General features: G+C 42.9%; 17 protein-coding genes. All 17 read right to left on the reverse strand.

Translation table 11 applies throughout. The features are described from left to right. The coding region (locus tag G7Y56_RS15835; RefSeq protein ID WP_304487073.1) for a SpvB/TcaC N-terminal domain-containing protein at positions 1 to 5,584 on the reverse strand (5,584 nt) is incomplete at its 3' end. Positions 5,585 to 5,622: 38 nt separating this feature from the next. Further along, on the reverse strand, positions 5,623 to 8,601 hold the full coding sequence (locus G7Y56_RS15840) for a T9SS type A sorting domain-containing protein (RefSeq protein WP_165045043.1): 2,979 nt from the start codon (positions 8,599 to 8,601) through the stop codon (positions 5,623 to 5,625). 543 nt (positions 8,602 to 9,144) lie between these two features. Then, on the reverse strand, positions 9,145 to 9,321 hold the full coding sequence (locus tag G7Y56_RS15845) for a histone H1 (RefSeq protein WP_165020907.1): 177 nt from the start codon (positions 9,319 to 9,321) through the stop codon (positions 9,145 to 9,147). Between the two features lie 35 nt (positions 9,322 to 9,356). Then, positions 9,357 to 9,959: a DUF6549 family protein gene (locus G7Y56_RS15850; RefSeq protein WP_165045045.1), complete on the reverse strand. Its 603-nt coding sequence runs from the start codon at positions 9,957 to 9,959 to the stop codon at positions 9,357 to 9,359. Beyond that, positions 9,952 to 10,164, reverse strand: coding sequence for a hypothetical protein (locus G7Y56_RS15855; RefSeq protein ID WP_165045047.1), 213 nt, complete (start codon positions 10,162 to 10,164; stop codon positions 9,952 to 9,954). Before G7Y56_RS15855 ends, G7Y56_RS15850 begins: the two co-directional genes overlap by 8 nt. Positions 10,165 to 10,299: 135 nt before the next feature. Further along, the gene (locus tag G7Y56_RS15860) at positions 10,300 to 10,584 is read right to left on the reverse strand and encodes a hypothetical protein (RefSeq protein ID WP_165045049.1); all 285 of its coding nucleotides are present in this window, start codon (positions 10,582 to 10,584) and stop codon (positions 10,300 to 10,302) included. Positions 10,585 to 10,593: 9 nt separating this feature from the next. Beyond that, a complete protein-coding gene (locus tag G7Y56_RS15865; protein WP_165045051.1) occupies positions 10,594 to 10,743 on the reverse strand; it encodes a hypothetical protein in 150 nt (49 codons plus the stop codon). Then, positions 10,724 to 11,227 carry a hypothetical protein gene (locus tag G7Y56_RS15870; RefSeq protein ID WP_165045053.1) on the reverse strand — a complete coding sequence of 168 codons (504 nt, stop codon included), beginning with the start codon at positions 11,225 to 11,227 and terminating at the stop codon, positions 10,724 to 10,726. Before G7Y56_RS15870 ends, G7Y56_RS15865 begins: the two co-directional genes overlap by 20 nt. Further along, positions 11,202 to 11,561: a hypothetical protein gene (locus tag G7Y56_RS15875; protein ID WP_165045055.1), complete on the reverse strand. Its 360-nt coding sequence runs from the start codon at positions 11,559 to 11,561 to the stop codon at positions 11,202 to 11,204. The genes G7Y56_RS15870 and G7Y56_RS15875 overlap by 26 nt, the downstream gene beginning before the upstream one ends. Beyond that, the gene (locus G7Y56_RS15880; RefSeq protein ID WP_165045057.1) at positions 11,530 to 12,300 is read right to left on the reverse strand and encodes an exonuclease domain-containing protein; all 771 of its coding nucleotides are present in this window, start codon (positions 12,298 to 12,300) and stop codon (positions 11,530 to 11,532) included. The genes G7Y56_RS15875 and G7Y56_RS15880 overlap by 32 nt, the downstream gene beginning before the upstream one ends. A gap of 2 nt (positions 12,301 to 12,302) precedes the next feature. Then, a complete protein-coding gene (locus G7Y56_RS15885) occupies positions 12,303 to 14,480 on the reverse strand; it encodes a DNA polymerase III subunit alpha (protein WP_165045059.1) in 2,178 nt (725 codons plus the stop codon). After that, on the reverse strand, positions 14,477 to 15,241 hold the full coding sequence (locus tag G7Y56_RS15890; protein WP_165045061.1) for a site-specific DNA-methyltransferase: 765 nt from the start codon (positions 15,239 to 15,241) through the stop codon (positions 14,477 to 14,479). The genes G7Y56_RS15885 and G7Y56_RS15890 overlap by 4 nt, the downstream gene beginning before the upstream one ends. Before the next feature lie 91 nt (positions 15,242 to 15,332). Further along, entirely contained in the window at positions 15,333 to 17,051 is a 1,719-nt protein-coding gene (locus G7Y56_RS15895) for a PHP domain-containing protein (RefSeq protein ID WP_165045063.1), read from the reverse strand. Between the two features lie 2 nt (positions 17,052 to 17,053). After that, complete coding sequence (locus tag G7Y56_RS15900; protein ID WP_165045065.1) at positions 17,054 to 18,088, reverse strand: toprim domain-containing protein; 1,035 nt, start codon at positions 18,086 to 18,088, stop codon at positions 17,054 to 17,056. Between the two features lies 1 nt (position 18,089). Next, positions 18,090 to 19,454, reverse strand: a complete 1,365-nt coding sequence (locus tag G7Y56_RS15905; RefSeq protein WP_165045067.1) for a DnaB-like helicase C-terminal domain-containing protein — start codon at positions 19,452 to 19,454, stop codon at positions 18,090 to 18,092. Beyond that, positions 19,451 to 20,053, reverse strand: coding sequence for a hypothetical protein (locus tag G7Y56_RS15910; RefSeq protein ID WP_165045069.1), 603 nt, complete (start codon positions 20,051 to 20,053; stop codon positions 19,451 to 19,453). The genes G7Y56_RS15905 and G7Y56_RS15910 overlap by 4 nt, the downstream gene beginning before the upstream one ends. Then, a complete protein-coding gene (locus tag G7Y56_RS15915) occupies positions 20,031 to 20,642 on the reverse strand; it encodes a sigma-70 family RNA polymerase sigma factor (RefSeq protein ID WP_165045072.1) in 612 nt (203 codons plus the stop codon). Before G7Y56_RS15915 ends, G7Y56_RS15910 begins: the two co-directional genes overlap by 23 nt. Positions 20,643 to 20,653 lie beyond the last annotated feature (11 nt).

The raw sequence follows: 20,653 nt of genomic DNA on the forward strand, positions 1-20,653 counted from the left end.
CTACGGTAAAGCTGCCGCCTAATGGATTGTTTACGGATTTCAGTTTGTTGGTACGGGCTATCGTGGATCGGTAAACCGTCATCTTGCCATCTTCGTCGGATGAGACGATTTCGGGGAAACCGTCGCCGTCAACATCTCGTAAATCATACAAAGAGCGGCTCATGCTCTGTGCAATGCTTCCTCCAGGATTGGCAACTATCTTGATTGGAGTGAAAGGAATTACAAACCCGAAAGTCACGGCTGCATTAGCAGATTCGGAAGTTGACGCTGTTTTATTAATCCGTTCCATTCCTGTCCACGCAAATGCAGGAGAGAATCCGTTACCTGTATTAAGCGAAACGTGGACACTTCCTCCATCTTCCCATACTTTATCGGGCAAGCCGTCTGAGTTTACATCCAGAAGCATATAGTTTACGCTACTGGTGGTGGTCGTTATACCGAACCCTCCGGAAAAACTGGATTGCTTGATATCATAACCCAAACCACCGCCTGCACTGATAGTAGTACTTTTACCTTCCTGAATTTTATCCAGGTTCCAGTTTACCGGATCCGCAAATCCGTACCCCAAATTAATCTGTACTGTTTTATCGGCATTAATTTTATCGGGCAGACCGTCACCGTTCATATCGACAAGCGTATAACCTGTTTCATCGTTATTGATTGAACCATCCAGCGATCCGGAAGCTTTCAGTTTATTAGTTCCGTTTTCTACTGAAGTCTTGGCGGCATTACTGTATGCTGTAATTTTACTCCAGAGACTTCCCGAACTGGTTCCCGTTGATTTTTTCTCTGTGCTTGTGCCGGTAGTGGTATTTCCCGAGGAAGTATTTGAATTCGACAGGATAATGCCTCCGCCACCGGCTCCGCCCGACTTACTACTGTTTTCACTGTAGTGTGTATAGTTGCCGCTTAAAACTTCTCCGTCAAATCCACCTTTCCTATTGGTATATTGCACCTGATTCTCTGTAATAATATCGGGAAAACCGTCACCATTCATATCGGTAAATGATCTTTGGGTATTCTCCCAACCGGAAGCGGTACTTATATTTCCGGAAATCGGCCCGATGCCACCTCCCAGAAAATAACCTGTACTGCTGCTTTTACTTTGAAGAACCGGTGCACTTGCTCCCGAACCTTCGATACAGTTACCCGTTGTGCCGTTTATATTGTTGAAGCCAGCCAGAGGATTGGTTAATACGACATCTTGTTCTCCAAGGCGCGAACTGGACATAAGAGAACCCTTTATATAATTATCGGGTGTTTGTCCCATCCAGTACTTTTTGCCGTCACTATCGGGTGACATCGGCATAAATACCATTTTCATAGGGTCTGCCGCTGCTTCAGTCTGAGGCAGTACTAACAAGGATTCGTCGATGGGGTTACCGTAACGGCCATCCGCCGCATTATAAACAAATTGCCCCCAACCACGGTACATAATACCGTAACCGTCATTGCTTCTTGCGGTAAATGCATTTGCTGCTACTGTCGAAGCTACCGCATTTGCTGTTATTACTGCTTGCGGGATACCCAACCGGGAGAATAACCCGGCGTCGGATATATAGTATTCCACCCAGATTGAGCCGGCCTGTGCCGCAACGGAATTAATTATGGAAGCCGGTGTAACCACACCGTTGGTAATGTTTACCTCCTGTTTAGCCAGTAAACCTGTTATATTTTTTACAGCCATCAATAGCTTACCGTTAATAGTTATATCCGGTATAGCAGGCAGGCCTGAGAATTTAGGTTCTACTTTTATTGTATTATTGACAGTCAGGCTGTAAGGTTGGCCTTCAGATAACATAGTCGGGTAAGCCGAATATGCAACTGTTCCTGCTGTACTGACAGCCGATCCGTCGATTGAATAGGCTATCACCGGAGACCATTTGATATTCTCAATAGCAACATTAGTCTCTGAAACGACCAATAATTGCAGATTTTCCCCTGCAATGGAATTGTTTACATTAAAGGAAAGGTTTCCGTTATAGGTCTCATTCCAGTTGAATGTCCTTTGATAGACGGTAACTTGCTGATAAGCGGGATTCGCAATCGCATTTCCATGCCCGTCATCGATGGTTTCATCTGTAGAAAGGACAGCTTTTAATGTAATATTGTCAGAAGTCACCGGTTTTATAAATGTACCGGATACTGTAGCAGGGGACGCTGATGGTACATAATTCGGAGATTCAATACTTATATAATCCGTTTCGGATAATGTATAGACGGCTGTACCCTGCCCATTCGGATTCATTTGGTTGGTACGATCCGTGTAACTAATGACAGGAGTCCATTTCACCTGATCGAATGCACCGTTTGCCATTTCATTGGTACCGGACTGTACCCGAAAATATATTCTTTGACCTTTGCTGACGGTTATTCCGCTTACACTAGCCGGATAAGACGAGAAATCACCTTTGGTAATAGCTTTGCTCCATCGCTCTGTACTACCGGATTGAATAGCTATGCGCACACCGTCCACTTTTTCGTACTCTGTTTCGTCATAGCCTGCCTGCGGAGCCTGTAACTGAACATTACCTTCCACCTTGATCGTTCCAGTAAACGGTGCTTGCCAGACACGAACAACATCCTGTAACGGGGAGTTCTTTATTAACTCGGCTTGCTCGGCAGGATCGACTTGCGTATCACTTGCATCGATTACGCCGCCTCCCATAATAGGACTGGGCGTATCGCCACTGCTTAGCGTAAAGGTCGGGATTGCATTCCCTGACCCGTCGAACTCTATATGGTTGAAATATACTTTACCGTCTATAACTACATCCAAAAGGCCGTCGTTATTTAAATCGGAGAAATATATATCGGTTTTGCTGGTCGTTTTGCCAACGTCCGATCCTGTAGATACATAAGGTACATATGCTTTTGGACCGAAAGTATTTGTAGTAGCTTTCGTTCTTGAGAAATTCGATATACCCACAATTTTTATCTCCTGCCCATATTCTGCCTGAGAATCCGGATTTTGTGAAATATTAGGACGGTAGTATACCGAATTACCTTTTTTATATACCTTATCGGGCAGACCGTCACCGTTGATATCTACCAGTGTTGCCAATCCCTGTGTCGTAGAGCTTGTACGGCTATAACTGGCTCCGGCCGACAGCTCTTTACTGATAGGACTTCCAATACCGACACCCACATATGCAGATATAGTAGTAGTTGTTGTTTTACTTCCCCCCAAAGCGGAAGCCTTATCACTGAATCCGGGAACTCCCAGACCACTGACCGGATTAATAAACCCTGCCTCTATACCGTCATTATTCAAATTCCAAGTCTCAGACTGAGTCTTAAACGGCATATAATTTCCGCCATTTCTAACATCATCATAATAGTCCATCGTATGACTTGCAAACTCAGCCCCGTAAGCATCCAGATGCGTCACCTTATCCAGAATATTCGTATTAAAAGCCCCGCTTTTATAAGCAAATGTATAACTTCTGAGCGTTTGACCCTCAAAAGCAATATCCACCTTATTCAATAATTTATTACTCGAAGTAAGGAAACCGTATCTTGCCGAATTGGTTTTCTTATCTTTCTGGGTAGTACTTGTTAAAGTAACCACCGTATGCGGATCATTTCCTTTATTACCGGCTCTTACCTCTTTCAGATAAATAGCTTTAGCTGTCAGACTACCTTTAACGGTTTCGTCTACCGTTTCATAAATGTATTCGATATAATCGCCGTGCAATTCTTCCACGCGAGACAGTTTCCATTCTACGATTACATCTTTGTTTCCGTTTAATGTTTTTGCAGAACCTTTAAGTACTGTACCGTATGTATATTTAGTTCCCGACTTATCGGTTACTTCCCATGTATAATCGGCAGGAGTGCTGCCCTTACGAATGATCTTCGAGAAGCTGCCTTCGTTTCTCGGATAGAACTGACGGTCTGTTTTGCGGTTGATCTTATCGCCACGATGTGCTACGGAGCTTTCGCCCGCATCGTCCATCGTCACAAGCATACTTCCACCCATCGAATAAGTCTCGGTTTCTTTCGCATCGTCATAGCGGGGTACGCCCCAACGGGTATCTACCGATATGCTTGGAGTACTTAAATCCCAGCCTTCGCCTAACCATCCTGCTCCACCATCCGAGTTGTATTGAATACCCAGACTAGGTTGCATACCGTTACGTGCCGGAGGCATCTCAAAACCGTAGCTCAATCCTGCCGAACCTCTGTTGTTAGCCGCAGGAGGTGCAATCACCTGTACTTTTGCCGTAGGGTCAGCTGCCTTGATGTCGTTCATCATCGTAGGTGCAAAACCTTGCGTTTCGGGAGATTCGGGTGTTTGTATCACCCCATTTATCATATCCGTAAAGTGAGTAGTGGTAGATACAATCAGTTGATTTTTTTTATCGATCGTATCACGCTCTAATGCTACCCAGTGTTTTGTATCCAGGTCAAAATAATATGTCTTGATATCGTCCTCCGTATAACCGTTCGGTAATTTGGTACGGTCGTACTTGATAGTTACTTTAGCTCCGTCGGCAAAGTGTTCTCCATGAGGAAGGAAACGATACCCTTTATGTGAAGCCGTCACATTACTCATAGCCATATCCAAAGCAGGAAGGTCGATGTATCTTAGTGTAGTGATCGAGATATCTTTTGTTGCCAAAAGAGCTTTTGAATCTACATTCAAAAGAGCTGTTTCAAGTTTCAAATCTTCTGCAATACCTTTCTTGAATGTTTTAGAAGTTTGTTTGGTATTGTTATTCATGGCATACTCGATATCGGCAGAAGCACCGTTTGTAAAGTTGATTTCTTTACTTACTTCTTTACCATTTGCAAGTATGGCTTTTACGTTTACTGTTCTGTTTGCATTTAACGGAACAACGGTTTCAAACTCGCCGTTGGAAGCATTTATTTGTTTTCCGTCAACATAGATTTTAGAGCCGGCAATGTTCTTGTCCTGAATAAAACCATGTACATAAGCTTTATTGTCATAGCTTGTTTGTGTAGCGTTTACGATCAGAGGAGATTGGTTTGCTCCTTTTTCCACTTCTATGGACAGGTTCTTTACCTTGTATCCGTACTCAGCGTTTTCGGGCAAACTAAACTGAATCCGGTTATCTCCTTTTTTCAACCATGCAACATTGAGTTGTTCCCGTTGTAAAGCCAACTTATCCGATAGTTTCACCAGATAACCACCTGTTGCTAATCTGTCATTGATACTCTTGGGAATATTGGTATAATCGGATACGCCTTCCAGTTCATAACTCAACCATACTTTATCATTTTCAGAGAATGCCTGATCTAAACTGACAGTGAAAATATTATCCGAAGGGTTGTCGAGCTGCTTGCCTGCATAACTGCCGATAATACCTTCTTTGTTGGTAGAAAGGTATTCAATCACGGCTGTTTTTGTTGCTGCTTCTTTTCCTTGTCGGGCTGAATCTAACGGCTGAACGTCCACCGCATTACCCCGGGCTGTTGCCGTTATCTGTTTGGTATTGCTTTCAGCCGAAACAGAAGCATATTCCTGCGGGCTTTTCTGAGAGAAGGTCACCGCTCCCAATATCCCGGCACACGCTATCAGTGTGCCGATGAGTATATATTGTTTCTTTCTGGTCTTCATATTTCTATTTTTTCTTATTTGATATGTGCTAAGAATGCTTATTTAACCATTACTTTCTTACTGAACTCCCCGGTGGTAGTAATCGCCTTGATAATATACACACCGGATTGGGTGAAATCAAAATCGGCTTCCTGCAATACACGGGGGGTAGGTAGATTCACTTTCTTGATAAGTACTCCCGTCATGCTGTAAGCGGTAAAGGTTACTACCTCCGGTTCTGCGAATGTTACACGGGCAGTTACCGATCTTGTATCTCCTGCATTCTTGTAGAAAACAGTCATATTATCGCTTTCCGCTTCAGTTTGTACCGTTTGCTGAGGGTCTTCCTGCGGATCTCCGTTACATGGATCGTCCAGCGTCACCCTGTAGATAATGGAAGAGTTGTTGGATTGCCCGATAGTCAGGTTGTCCATTTTTGTCCAGTTGTAATCGGCAAGGTTGAAGAAGCCGGTGGCTGTAACATTGAGTATCTCGGCAGGACCGAAGCTGGTATCGATCAGTCCATAAAATTTCAAAAGGTAATCGAGCCATGAAATACTGCCTGTTGCAATCTGAGTAGCATTCTTCTTATATTTAAGACCGCTCATCGTTTTTTCAATACGAATCACATCGCCTACAGCAACCGAAGTAAGAACAGATGTGGCTACTTTTCCGTTGGTTACTATATAGAGGTTTGCACCCTGTTTCTTCAATCCGTAATGAATGATATTCTTGGTATTATTCACATCCTCGACAAAAGTGGTATAACCGATCATATATGAATCGGTCAGGTTGGAGATTGTCCATTCCAAAGCTCCGTCCATAACAGGTAAACAGTTGGTGGTTTTGGCACGGGTGGGTTTAATAGTGGTATCGATATTCTGGAAGTTAAAGCCTCCGGCTTCGGTGATTGCCAGATCATAAGTTCCTCCCCTAAGCCCGTTTATCTCGATGGTATAATCGAACTCTTTGCCTGATTTGACAACCTGCCCTGTATTTACATCGGTCAGGGTATAATTGAAAGCTGGATTTCCGGAAGTCAGCCTGATTTTGATTTTTCCGTCAGTCTGATTACAAGTAGGATCGGTTACTTCTATTTCTCCGGCAATATCAGATTCACGGTACATAAAGGTAAACTCATCCCCTGTGTTCAGGAATACATTATTAAAAACAGCTTTTTGACGTGTAATATCGACTTCATCTACTTCGATAATTTCAGCTGTATTCACATCAATACTGCCTGATCCCGAACGGTCGATAACCAAAAAACTGCGTCCTTTGTTATTGTCTTTGAATTCAGCAGCACGGGTCGATGCATAAGAAAGTTCGATCTTATTACCCGTATCGGTAAACCCTCCGTGGCGCAGTTCTCCTATTTTACTGTCGCTGCCGCCTTTCAACATACTGATAGCTCCATAGTAAGGCTTATTCATATCTGAAGCGGCAATCGTAATTTCAGTCTTAGCCTGTCTGGTTCCATTGACACGCAGGAAAACGATATTACCGCGTTTCTCCATTTCTATCTTTGAGGCCAATACCACCGAAAGTACAGAGTTCGCAGATACTACCCCTTGTATGATCGGATATACACTTCCTGATGTGGTGATGTAATAGCCATAGTCATGGCTACCATTTGAAAGAATGCTTTGATTCGAACCGAATTTGATATAGAAATCGCCACTGATAGAGAATCCGCTTAGTCCCAGATAGCCGTCCGAATCCGCTAAAGGAATAGCAGTATAAGCTACTCCCTGTACTGTAGTTGTGGAGGATTTTGTTACCGAAGATTTGAATCCGTTTGTACCGATAACAAGATCGTATTGCTGCCAGGCAAGTGCTCTTTCAGCCGGTGTGGTAACAGCTATATTGGTTTTAACAAGCCACTGGCGACTCATTATTTTATATCCCAGCTTGCCTTCTATCTCTTTGATCTTAATAGCGTCGTTATTATCTCCCCAGAAAAGGTAATTGTTGTCTTTTAACGGACTGGCATCCTGACGGCCTAAAACAAGCAGGCGGGAAGCCGACGAACGGTTATAAGGGCTGCTGTTGTAGAAGTAATCGTTCTGGTCGGAGTAATTGGTTAGTTCTTCATAGCTTGTGCCTGATTCATATTGGTAAAGCCCGCTGCTCTTATCCCTGTAAATAGCTGTAATCCGGTTATTGTAGGCAGGATTAGCTGCATAGTCCCAAAGGAGTTCTTCATTGCTTCCTATATAGGAAACAGGGAGTGACAAGGCATATTTGATAGCCAGATAGGAATCGACCCTACGCCTTTCTATGGGGGTAAGCAGGCGGTTGTAGGCGATAAGTTCGGGTATATAACCTGTGAAAGCTTTGTTCTCGCTACTTGTTAGCGAAAAGGTCGAGTTATAATTAACGTTGGTTTTACTGTAGGTGCTGCCTAAGCTTAAGGTAGCTATATCTTTTTCTCCCCAGATGCTAGTGGCGGGAGGTATGCTGCGGTAATAGGCGGCTATACGCATGGATTTAACCCGGAAGTCATTAACACTTGCTTCGGTATCAGTAGATGAATACATCAAATCCATGCCTTCCAACTGTCCGTAATCGAATTTACTTTTGCCGCTTTCAATGCTCGGTATGATTTTATCGGTAGTGACCAGTACACCTTGTCCGGGACGGCCGTTTAATCCGTAGAGAATCATTTCCTTGTCGAAGTTGGCATTGGGTGCGAATAGGCCGATAATGGTGGCCTGGGACAGGTTGGTACGTTTCAGGCGTACATCTCTTGTTTTCGTGTCGAGCGATTTATTCAGGCTCAAAGTGGGATTGCCGTTGTAAAAACGGACGGAACTGTTAGTAAACTCATCCCCGAGGGCGGCTCCCTGATCGCTGTATACATTCAGACGCAGCGAATCGCCGCTGAAATCCTGCCAGCGGTAAGTGCCGTTCAGGTCTGTGCCTGTAGGCCTTGCCTGAAACCAGAGTTCGGGACTGCCCACGCCTCCGGGCGACTGCGCAAAGAGGCTTCCTGTACATAATGACAGGAGAAGTAAATGCGTAAATCGTTTCTTCATAAAAAAAGTAATAATTATTGGTAGTTTGTACTTCTAGTATAGATAAATTAAAAAGCAGAACATGAAACTTCAGGCAATAGCTAACCCGGGGAAGTTTCAGGGAACATCTCATAAGAAGGTTAAATGCAGAGAAATATAAGCCTCAGCCAATTTCTTGAATTACCTTCCGATTGTTATTTTATGTTTATTTTGAAAATAGATTATAGTCTTGTATATATGTTTTTTATACTATTGTTAGTTAATATATAAGTCTGTTAATTTAATACAAAACTAAATTATTTATTTATATATACTATCTATTAATTAAGTTATTTTAGTTAAGTTTATTTAAATGATATATATTGACAAATGAAAGAGAATACAGTCAGGCAGATTTTTCAATAAACCTGATACAGGAACTTGTGACTCTTAAACTCTGGAAAGAACCGATAGTATCAAGGCACAATAAAAAAGGAACCATCTTCTGATGACTCCTTTTCTATAACATACAAAACTCTTCTTCATTTTTTCAATGCTTCCACCTTATCAAAAGCTTGTGATAATCTACTTCTTGCTATGATCTACAGACACTTTTCTAAATTCTTTCAACGCTTTCTCTATAGCTAATGATGCTTTTCTTGCTCTAGTGCCGGCAGCTTTATTACCATTGTCAGCTTGTTGTGCTGAGTCTTTAGTAAAGTCTGAGATCAGTACATTTAAGTTTTCCAGTAATTCTTTCATTATTATTTGTTTTTAAATTTCGAACAAAGATATAGTTATTTTTCAATTATAATATACTCCGAATACCCAATCTCTACATACGGGTTATCACTGCTGATAGTCTGGTGTATCGCTTTTACACCCCACCTCCACCATAAGAATCGATACTTGTATTCAATCCAAACCGCCTGATACAAATTAACCGGAAGATATATATTACCTGTTAACTGATTGTTCTCTATAATTCCTGAGACCTGTAAATAAGGAGTATCCATTATGATGGCTTTTACCTGAATTGTCAAAGTATCACGGACAACCACCGAGTCCCTTACTTCGGCTTGGATGGGAGCATTTACTTCCACCGAATGCTTGGCTAAAGTCTGTAAACTATTTACCCTTACACCCAGTTTTCGTATATGCTCCAGATCCTCTGCCCTGTTATCTTCAAGTTCATCTACCGTAAGGCGTAATACCTTTGTGTCGACCGCCATTGTTGTTGAATCAATCTGTAATCTTTTTATGTCTGAAAGTAAGGAAATCGTGTTTCCTTTATGCCTGTCCCTCTCTTTCTGCATTTCTACTGCACGCCCATACAATAGAAAACAAGCCGTAACCAACGAAACGATGGCAGACAGCATTATAAAAAATACTTTATTCATCGATTTTTACCGATTCCTGTGGAACAAACCAGATATATTTTTCCAGATATGGCTCAATAAGACATACCATATACCCTTTATTCTTTCTTCCGTTGCAAACGAGGTCTTCGGTAACGATTGCCCTGGCACCGACCAATCCCGTTAACTTCATATCCTCCAATCTGACCGACTGAACGATAATAACCGCACTGCTTTCCTTAATCATCCTTTTGGGTTTATATAGTTATCGATCAAACGACCCGTTCAAAGTAAGAACAACCGACTCCCGGCCCGAACCGGGAATGTACTGCTGAACATAAAAACAAATGAGCATACTAAAATCAATGATATCTTCACCTCACTATTTCTGCAACAATTCCTTTATATCACTTCTCATTTCCCTGATGTCAGTCTGAATCGATGTAAATTGCGTCATCGTTGCCTCAAATACCGCTTTATCCAGCTTTATTGCATCGATCCTTTCGTACTGATCCTGTATTTTCAGTTCAAGTCCCGTACATTTAGCCGTTAGTTCGGCTATGTGAGTCGTATTGTTTACGTGTTGCACATACATCGTCACTATAAAGGACAATACAAGTACCAAAGACTTGAAATTACCCAGTACGAATTCTCTAAATTGTGTCATGCTAGTCATCTATAATATAATTGAAAATGCTTCGATTACTGATTTTATCAGTTTTACAGCTACTTCAGCATCTTTTAGCCCGTATACTACAAGTCCGATAATTATCAGGATATAAACTGCCCTTTCCACAGTCTTGCGGCTAATCTTTAACTTCTTCATCGGATTTGTTTTCGGGAACGATTACATTAAATACGATCCCTGTGGTACCTCCATCTATTTTCATACGTGACTCCTGTACATGCCTGATGGGGTAAAGTTCCATCAACGCTTTGGCGGCATTTACCGATACGGCACGTAAGGGGGCGGGAGACAAGGATATACCGAATTTATCCATAAATTGTGCGGATGAAGTTTCCTCCATGACGGCTTTTAACGTTTCGGCTACCTGTAGCTTGACAGCTATATTTTCCGTTTCGGTCTGTAATCCGGCAAGAAGTTCCTTTATCTTGGCCTGAACCTGCGGCTTTGCCAGCAGTTTACGGCTTGCAACCGCTATATTTTTTGTGTCCTCACCGAAAACCTCCCTGTAACACTTTATATGCTGTCCTGCAAATTCACAGTCGCCATAAACATACAAGGTGCAGAATTCTATCTGTGCATCCGTCAGTTTGGGTTCATCATCGACTGCTTGTTTCTTGTCCATTATCTACAGGTTTGGGTCCTTTGTTAAGAATAGCATTTTCGTTCTCCGCAGGTTTTATCAAATCACCTTTTTTCTCGATTATTTGTTCCATCAAAGCCTGATAGAATACATCGGCAAGTGCATCTGCACAGCTTTCGGCATCTGCAATAGAATTTATCAACCTCATGTTAAATGCGATATTCAGGTCATAGCCGGTAATGGCACACATCATTTCGTTGCCGTCATAATACAATACACCATAAGTAACCAGCTCGTCTTTTTTGAATGTTACCGTTTCGTTTTCCTTATTTTCTTCCATCACTTCAGATTTTAAAATGGTTTCTCGTTTTTTCATTTCTCTGGATGGTAATTCCACCTTCGTCCGTCCGGCTCCTTAATCTGGAAGAGCAAACCCTCACCACATTCAAACAGGCTGTCACGTCCGCGTCCGCATCGTGAGCGTCATCCAGCTCGATGCCCAGGCGTTCCGATATTATTTCCAGTTTATAGGATGTCATCAAAGCATCGCCTGCAAACACAAGCCTTGCCAGAGCCATCGAATCTAAATAATGAGGCTGAAAGTTACCGTAGAAGTCCTTAGTCCCGGCAAATACTTTCTCAAAGTCTTTGACCAGACCGCTGTAGTTCATGAGTTGCTGTAAAAAACCGATATCAAAAGTTATATTCTGTCCTATAAGTACAGGTTTAGCCTGATGCCCTTTACTGAGCGTATTGCGTTTGGCAAAATCTATAACCGATACAGCCACCTCTTTGATATCTACACCCATAGATATCAGCATATCCATCGTGATACCCGAATACTCAAGGGCAGCTGGCTGGTAGTCCATACTTTCCTTACCCTGTAACATTTCATGCTTGTTTTTCAGCACCTTTCTTTTGACGGAGCCGCCTGTCTCCTGTTTATCATAGGGTGCGATGTATTTCATATACCGTTCCAGTAGGTCGAATGTATCCAGCCTTATGGCTTGCATCGCAAGTTGAGTACATGCCCCTGTGGTACAATCCAGTGAACCGGTCTCAAAGTCGAGTCCTATCCCTGTATATATCTTTGCTTCTGTTTGTATAGCAGCCATAATTATAGTTTAAATAGTAAAGTGGTTCTAAATGTATTCAGGCAGTTACACCCTGAGTAGTCGCTGTATTTTATAACCGATGTGACAATGACAATGCGGTCTTTAAGGGTATTGATTTCGTTTTTATGCTCCAGATAGAATTCACTCCAGCATACCAGTTCGATAAGTTCGTTATTCTGTTGAAGCTTGATTTTGCAGAACTGTTTCTTTTCGCCCGATGTCTTGTCCTTGTACGATACCTCGTCCACTTCCACCACCGTAGCACAAACCGCTATACGCTTACCTTCATTTTCCAGAACAAGAGCATCCCGCAAAGACATATACGAAGCCTTACCCTTTATTTTGTTTTTGCTTTCTGAATTATCATAAATACGCCTGTAATCGATTTGCCCTATACCCGATATCCCGATTTGCTGTATCGACCAGAAATGGTCTACCTCGAAGTATTGTTTGTAATAGTCATTCGCATCTGCGGCCAAGCCGAGTTCTTTACTTGCTGTTTCGAGTATTGTGTACCTCTCATTGATGGAGCTTATCTTCTCCAACCGGTCAAAACATCCTGCAAGTATCAAATGACGTACATGCAGGGAATTCACAGGGATGCGGATTGCCTCGTCTTCATTGTCGGGGTCGTCCCAATATTGGAATTTTTTTAGTTTGTATTTGAATATCCGGTGTACGAAATTCTGAATAGAGGTAAACGCTCCGTTCTTCTCCCGTTCGTTGATGATATAATCTACGGCTTTCGTCCCTAACATTTTTATCCGGGTCAATGACCAGAATATCTTATTTGTAGTATAATCCGTGTAGAATTCTTTGTGGGAAACATTTATATCCGGTGCTACAATTTTAGCCTCGCTGCATTGCTCCATCTCGGACATCAGTAAGGGTGTCTCCTTATCGTCGCACCATTGAAGGGCCACCGTATAAAAAGCAGTCGGATAGTTTGCTTTTAGCCATGCTCCGCAATAAGCGGTCAGGGCGTAAGCTGCAGCGTGGCTGCGATTGAAGGAATATTTTCCCGCCACCTCGATCTTATGCCAGATTTCCTGTGCCTCGTACTCAGGGCAACCGTTCGTTACCGCTCCTTTTATAAAATCATCTTTGAGAGTTGCCATCAAATCGGCGTTCTTCTTACCGATTGCTTTACGCAGGTAGTCGGTCTTACCCAGGTCAAAGCCTCCCAGTGTATGGGCTATACTCATAAATTGCTCCTGATAGGTCATAATGCCGAATGTGTTTTTTGTAGCCTCGTAAGTCCCGAAATTATAGACCGGGGCTACTTCGCCACGTTTATAACGGATATAATCTTCTGTCGCCCCGATTTCGAGTGTTGCCGGACGGTACAGTGCATTAATGGCGATCAGGTCCTCGACACAATTCGGCTGTACATCCATAATGAAACGGGTAATACCTCTCGATGCGAACTGAAATACATTCTGCGTATACCCTGCCGATAGTAAGCGGTAGGTCTTTATATCTTCTGTTTGACGTTCCGTGATGTGTTCCATACTGTAATTCTTGCCGTATGTTTTATTTACGATACCGATAACGGCACTCAGCTTGGAGAGTTCCTTTGTTGCCAGAACGTCCTCTTTGAGAAGCCCGATAGACTCTACCTGATTACCGTCAAACTCCGAGACCAGTAAACCGTCCATCTTGCGGATAGGCAAAAAATCAAAACATTCCGCAGGCTGCCCGTCCTTTTCATCCGGTGTGACGATAATCGCCGAAGCATGGATCGAAGCCGAACGGGGTTGCCCCATAATGGTTCGTATATCCTCTATCACATCGGGGTAGTCGAGCACAAACGACCTTACCTTCTTATTTATGGCAACGAGCTTGAACAGCTGCGTCCAATCCATTGAATCTTCCTCGAATATCGCATTGATATAATTGACCAGCTTTACCGGAACACGGTAAACTCTTGCCACATCCTTTAATACCGCTTTCAGCTTCATGGTGGTAAAAGTTCCGGCAGAGAATACCCGTTGCCTGCCGTTCACATTGTACCTGCTTTCAAGATATTCCTTGATTTCCTGCCTCCTGTCCGAGGCAAAGTCGGTATCTATATCGGGGGCAGCCGAGTGGCCGCCCCGTTTCAATCCTTTGTCTACAAAACTGTCCAGTACTGAAACCGTTTTGTCTGCTTTAATAATTCTTATTTGCTGAATTTTCATATTATCAACCTGTCATAAGCGGTATTATAAATTTTCTCCATAATTTCGATACCTATAAATTTTCTTCCCGTGTTTTCACAGGCTTCCCCCGTACTGCCGCTGCCCATCGCAAAATCGAGTACCACATCACCTTCTCTGGTATACGTCTTTATGAAATATTCCAGTAGTTCTACCGGTTTCTGTGTCGGATGAAGGCTGCTTTTCTGCTTATCGCTTTTGAACCGGATAACACTTCTGGGGTAACGTTCCGTACTGTCATAATCTGAAAAGTTACTGTAATCCGCATAGATATCTTCCCTATAGCATATTTCCCTGTGGCTTGCCTTGATCACCTTGCGTTTATGTCCGCTTGTTTTAACGGGTTGGTAGTAAGGTAACTTTTTATAAAAGACCAGAATTTCTTCATGGCATTTCATCGGCATCCTGTTTGCATTGAGAAAACCCGTTGCATGGGTCTTTTCCCAGATCCAGTTATACCGCAGGTTTTTAATGTTTGAATGTCCGAGAATACTTGTAAAAGGCTGCTGTGAAAATAAGAGTATCGGTGTATTGTCATAAACGACCGGCTCTATACAACGCCACATTTCGGTCAGATCGATAACCGTATCCCACTTACATTGCGTGGTGCCATAAGGGGGATCTGTAAGTATCATATTCACTTTTACCCCTTGCTGCTTCAGTAAGGGCAGGACATCTAAACAGTTGCCGTGAAATAAGGTCTTGCCTCTGTGAGTCGTTGTCGATACAAATGATTGGTGCATACGATTAAAAAGAATGTATGTAATGTGGTTTTTAAGCGTAAAACTAACAGTTGCTGTTATGTCTGAGTGAATGACAAAAAGGTCTTAGACCTTATATTTCGTTTAAAGTCCACAATAAGTCCCTGTTGTCAAAAAGGATTTCATCGCCCTCATGCAACTGATCGGCATATACGGTCTTTTCTTTTTCGTCCCTTATAATTCTCAGTTCCGCATCTTTGAAGAATAGAAGCCTCTTTGCGTTTATGTTGACCTCAACAATATTATTTCCGGGTTGCACCTGTACATCTTCACCGATTACCGTAATCTGTTCTACCCAATTCAGTCCGCATCTTTCCGGCACCAAAAAGCGTGAGAATATCAGCCCGTATTTAATGGGGTCGATAGTGATTATTCCCAACAGGTACGACACCAGCGAACCTCCTGCCGAACCACGCCCCACACCCACGGCGATGCCCCTCTTACGGGCTTCTTTGACCATGTCCCACTGGATAAGGAAGTAATCGACATTATTGGTCGATTCGATGATATAGGTTTCTTCTTCAAGCCTTTTGCGGTATGTCTCATGATCGGATGCGGCAACCTTTGCTTTCAATCCTTCTTCAAGCAGGGCATGGAACATCTTGCGGCGGTCCCGGTACGTTGTAATTTCCTCATCGCTCATCACGTAGCGGGGCATATACATTCTGCCTGTTTCAAAATGGGCTGCAGCTCCCTCGGCAATCTTAATAGTATTGGCACACATCCGTTCAAACAACGATTCTATATGCCATTTTTCGGTAGAGAACACCTGCCTGATTGTATTGGAATGCTCGTCAACATCCTTGAAATACTGGTCGTCCGATTGCTCATGAGCCGCCCCCGAAGCTATTTTATTGAGGATGATTTTATTCCTCGCCTCATCTTTATCCACATAATAATTGTCACATATAAGTACAGGCTCCACAATAAACAACTTGCTCTCTTTCAGGTAAAAATGATCGAAATAATATTTCGTAGCCATTAACAGTGTGGCATCGATACGCTCGGCTTTATATTCCGACAAATCCACCTGATAGTAAATTTTGTCGAAAGCTTCTTTAAGCAGTACCACAATATGCGTATTGTCTTTCATCCAGTAGGAAGACATTTTACCCAGTACAAGTACATTTCCTTTGGCATAAAGCAGCAGGTCGGTAATGCTTATCGTATTGTCCGCAGCATCCACCATGATTTTCTTATGGATGCGCAAGAGGTTCCTTAATCCCTGCTGCGACCGGCAATAGATTTTCAGGTCTACTTTTTCATCCGATTGTACAGCCGTAAACGAGTATCCGAAAACATGTTTTATACCTTCTTTTGCACACTCCCTTTGAAGTGTAAGGGTAGCAGCCATTGTATTGCGGTCGCAGATACCGATAGCTGTATGTCCCAATGCTTTTGCTTTCTTTATCCACAGGCTGATATCTCCCGAACCGTTCAACAGCTCAAATGGCGTATGGATACCCAGATTTACAAAAGGCACATCCATTGTTACGGGTTTGCGTTTTCCGATGTATTTGAGTATATTGAATTTAAAGTCTTCCCTTAAGTCATAGTAATACCAGTTCTTCCCGAAAGCAAAAGCCACATAATAGATTTCTTCATGTATCAGTACCTGGGGGTTCTCCATCAGATTGAACATCAGATTATCCTTCGTGCCCCTGAAAATAGATTGTACATTTGAGAGGTCGGCAATGAATAACCTGCCGAAATCCTCTATCTCTACCACCTCTTTATCGACAGGTGTATAACATATCTTGTTGGCTTCGAGCCATTGCATGAGTTCTTCCATTGTTATTGTTGAATTTTAGTCATTGTGTACTCCAAAGGGGTTTTCAGGCGGTAAGCCAGTGTATCGTATATTTCCGTATAGGAAAGGTCTTGCCAGTCTTTTGCCGGATCTTCTATATCCGCAATCAGTACTTCGAAATACCTGCCCAGTTCTCCGGCTGCTTTCTTGATTGAATCCACCGCATCACCGTCATAACCTATAATTACCGTTTCCACCCCCTTACTCTGAAGTTTGAATATCTGGGTCAGGGATATTTTCTTTCCGAAAGTGGCAACAACCGCTATCTGCTTGTTATCGTACAATTCGAGTTTTCGGATCAGTGCCACCACATCGAAAATACCTTCGACAATTATCACGGTATCCGTTTCGTCCTCTATGACAGCATCATAATTATAAAGCAGTCTGGTAAAATCATTTTCAGTGGAATTGCGAAAACGCATGATCCGGTATTCACCCCGCAGCTTGGCCCGTCTGTTGTGTTTCTCTATTTCATCTTTGCTCCAAATGTGTCGGGCAACGTAACCCACAGTATCGCCTTGATCAATTACCGGGAATATTACATAGTCGTTGTAGCGGAAGTTTAAGCGACCGGTTGTTCCTGCCGGAAAGTATTCATAATCGTCAAAGACGAATCCCCTTGATTTAAGGTAGCTGTCCGAAAAAGTTCGCCTGTAAAAATCCGGAAGTTCGATAATTGCGAGTGAATCGTCTATCTTGTCCTCCGATTCCAAAGGGAACAACAATGCAGGTTCCAGCTTTGCACTTAAATCAGCCACGGGTGTAACCATCAGGTCAACCCGTCCGATTGTCTCAAGCAGTTGTTCCAGTGTGTATGTAGATGCACCGCAGGAAAAGCAATGCGACATAAACAGCTTTTTACGCTCGGTTTCCTTACCTACGTATATCCCGAATTTCCCTTCTTTCTTACAAAACGGGCACTGACAGATCAGGTTTTTATACCCACCATCCCGTTTGGCTCCGAGCTCACGGCTTATTTCCGATATTAAATGCTCTGTTTCCGATTTTGTCAATGCCATTTTAAGAATATTTCTTCAGGTTGATGGTTCTTTGTGCATCGTAGAATACTTCGTTATCGTAGTCGGTGGCTATCCTGAAAGTGTCCCCTTTTTTAAAGAAGCGTGATTTGGCTATGTGAATCCGCATTATGTCTTCCGTTCGTTCAGATGATGATTGGTTCAGGCTCAGTAAATGCGTGCAGGGACGGGCAAGCCCTTTGGCTTCGGCACAATTATACTCGGTCAGCACGTTTTTCTCATCGTTGAGCCAATCCCGGTTTTCGATAGTAGCCTGATAAGTGGCCACCATCCATACCTTCTCGTCCGCAGCCAGGTCTTTCAGGTCATTAGCAACCGCAATGCGTTTACTTCGCTCATGCTCGGCATTCCAGTGTTTTTTGCCTGCGTCTGTCAGCAAGTCCATACTGTCGATAATGACGATATCCGGATTAATCCCGTTTATTTTCCGGTATTCAGCTATGCCGTTTTTAATATCGAGTGTAGACACATGTGTATTGAACCGTGGAAAGCTGCGGACAGTTATGCTGCCCGAATACCGGGATACCTGCGCTTCAAAATGCTTTATCTCGGTATCCGATATCTTCCCACGCTCATAATAAAAAGCATTTTTGGAAATCAGTCCGCCCGAATAAGCATTCAGAGCCTCTTCTTCCGATCCTTCCAATTGGAAATGCAGTACGTGCAACGCATCGTCAATGTTCGCCCTGATACCTATATGCTTTGCCATATGCGACTTACCAACGCCTGTCGATGCAAGGAAACAGGAAAGTTGCCCCCGTAAATCCCTGCCGTTGTTCAGCGAGTCTATATCCGGTATGTAAAAGCGGGTCACCTGTTTAAGCCCCGAAATTCTGCTTTCCAGTTCCCGTTGTCGGTTCTGGTCGAAACGGTTTGAAAAAGTTTTGGCTACATCTATAAATGCGGTTGTCTTTAGAGTAAAGCCCGAAAGCCACCGGGCATATTCCTTTAATTTTTCCTGTGCTTCGTTTTGTTTGTTCTGGTTGTAGAGCTTTCCTACTTGTGCATATACGTTCTGCAATTCCACTCCTTTTATGTAGGATTCCAGCATATCTACAACGATTTCGGTATCATGGTCATCATCATAATCCCTGAACGTATTTATTAGTTCTATGGCATCGTAGTCACCGGCGAAGACCTGCGATAAAACGGAATAGCCCGGAGGCTTTTTATAGGTCCTGTAATGATTGGCAATTACCTCCTGAATCTTCTGGAACGTCCTGTCGGGAAGGTATTCCCTGCGCATATGGGATACAATGATATTGCAGATATAATCGAACCGTATCGCAGAAGAATAAAGCTCATACAGGAATTCCGCACTTAACGGATTTCGTTTGTTTGAAGTCATTTCCTGTTTGATTTTTTGTATTCTTCTGTTCTTATACGGTACAGTTCTTCGTATTTGCGTCCGGTTATATTCTTACACCTTTGCTCGTTTTTACACGATCTGCAAGCTTTCGAAAAAGGAGTCCAGAGCAGAGTCGAAATCTGGCAGATATAAAAACCCACCTCGGAGTTATGCATCCTCTGTTTAGTGCGTTCCTCATATTCGGGATAAATAAACTTTTCAAGCGGATGCTCTTTGCTTTGGCGGAATTGCCAAAGCAAACCGGTTCGTGAAAGACCGATGCGTTTCAGCCATTCGTCCTCCCGGAAATTGTTTGCCTTTGTATTCCTGTCGAAGCGTTCAATCGCTTTTTTGCCGAACGAATGGCTGACATTCCACTTTCCGTTATATGCGGACCCGAAACTACAGATTGCAAATACCTGACAGATACAATAATTCGTCAGCCTCTCGGTTCCGGATTCTTTAAGCGAATCGATGTATGCCGCCATTGTTTTGCGGGAAATACCGCCACCGGGAAAAACAAAGTCCTTATTCACCGCTTCTTTCATCAGGAAAGAAAATACCCTGATTGTAAAACTAATCTGTTCTTGCTTCTCCATCCCGGTTAATAAGGTTTCTCATTTGTTGTTTTGCCAGAAATAAACGGCTTTTGATAGTCTCTATGTTTTTTGTTTTCAGGCTTCCGTTCCTGTAAGAAATCTCCATAATCTCATAGAGCTTATACCCCGCCTGCTGTAAGAGTAAAGCATCCCTGTAAATCGGTTTCAACTGATTCAGGGCTTTTAGGATTTCATCATTATACAATTCGGTATAATTGGTGGTACTCATGCAATTGGAGCTTACCTGATCCTCATCCGTTAATGTTCCGGCAAGTTCGTACACATCCACATCATCGTTACGTTTTAACTGGCTTTTGCGGTTATTGAGGTCGCACACAAGTCTTTTGGTTACAATATGCAGCCATGTTTGCAGAGAACGCGAAGTGTCGTAAGTCTCGATGTACTTATAGAAATTAATAAGTACCTCGTTAAAATTATCTTCCACGTCTGCCCCGTAGTAGGAGTATTGGATACAAAGCTTGAAAACGAGATTCAGGTTCGGGAGTACATATTTATTGAACAGCAGAGTCCTGTTTCTGACTGATTCTTCATCTACGCAGTTCTCAGCCGCCTGGTTATTGGTTTCCACATCCCGATTAC

The organism is Dysgonomonas sp. ZJ709 (assembly GCF_011039195.1).
Taxonomy (GTDB): domain Bacteria; phylum Bacteroidota; class Bacteroidia; order Bacteroidales; family Dysgonomonadaceae; genus Dysgonomonas.

Bases quoted from the DNA above. Each gene is read 5' to 3' on its own strand.
- G7Y56_RS15850 (WP_165045045.1), bottom strand. From the start codon at position 9,959: ATGAATAAAGTATTTTTTATAATGCTGTCTGCCATCGTTTCGTTGGTT.
- G7Y56_RS15845 (WP_165020907.1), bottom strand. From the start codon at position 9,321: ATGAAAGAATTACTGGAAAACTTAAATGTACTGATCTCAGACTTTACT.
- G7Y56_RS15910 (WP_165045069.1), bottom strand. From the start codon at position 20,053: ATGGAGAAGCAAGAACAGATTAGTTTTACAATCAGGGTATTTTCTTTC.
- G7Y56_RS15895 (WP_165045063.1), bottom strand. From the start codon at position 17,051: ATGGAAGAACTCATGCAATGGCTCGAAGCCAACAAGATATGTTATACA.
- G7Y56_RS15840 (WP_165045043.1), bottom strand. From the start codon at position 8,601: ATGAAGAAACGATTTACGCATTTACTTCTCCTGTCATTATGTACAGGA.
- G7Y56_RS15875 (WP_165045055.1), bottom strand. From the start codon at position 11,561: ATGAAAAAACGAGAAACCATTTTAAAATCTGAAGTGATGGAAGAAAAT.
- G7Y56_RS15855 (WP_165045047.1), bottom strand. From the start codon at position 10,164: ATGATTAAGGAAAGCAGTGCGGTTATTATCGTTCAGTCGGTCAGATTG.
- G7Y56_RS15900 (WP_165045065.1), bottom strand. From the start codon at position 18,088: ATGGCATTGACAAAATCGGAAACAGAGCATTTAATATCGGAAATAAGC.
- G7Y56_RS15865 (WP_165045051.1), bottom strand. From the start codon at position 10,743: ATGAAGAAGTTAAAGATTAGCCGCAAGACTGTGGAAAGGGCAGTTTAT.
- G7Y56_RS15880 (WP_165045057.1), bottom strand. From the start codon at position 12,300: ATGGCTGCTATACAAACAGAAGCAAAGATATATACAGGGATAGGACTC.
- G7Y56_RS15885 (WP_165045059.1), bottom strand. From the start codon at position 14,480: ATGAAAATTCAGCAAATAAGAATTATTAAAGCAGACAAAACGGTTTCA.
- G7Y56_RS15905 (WP_165045067.1), bottom strand. From the start codon at position 19,454: ATGACTTCAAACAAACGAAATCCGTTAAGTGCGGAATTCCTGTATGAG.
- G7Y56_RS15890 (WP_165045061.1), bottom strand. From the start codon at position 15,241: ATGCACCAATCATTTGTATCGACAACGACTCACAGAGGCAAGACCTTA.
- G7Y56_RS15870 (WP_165045053.1), bottom strand. From the start codon at position 11,227: ATGGACAAGAAACAAGCAGTCGATGATGAACCCAAACTGACGGATGCA.
- G7Y56_RS15860 (WP_165045049.1), bottom strand. From the start codon at position 10,584: ATGACACAATTTAGAGAATTCGTACTGGGTAATTTCAAGTCTTTGGTA.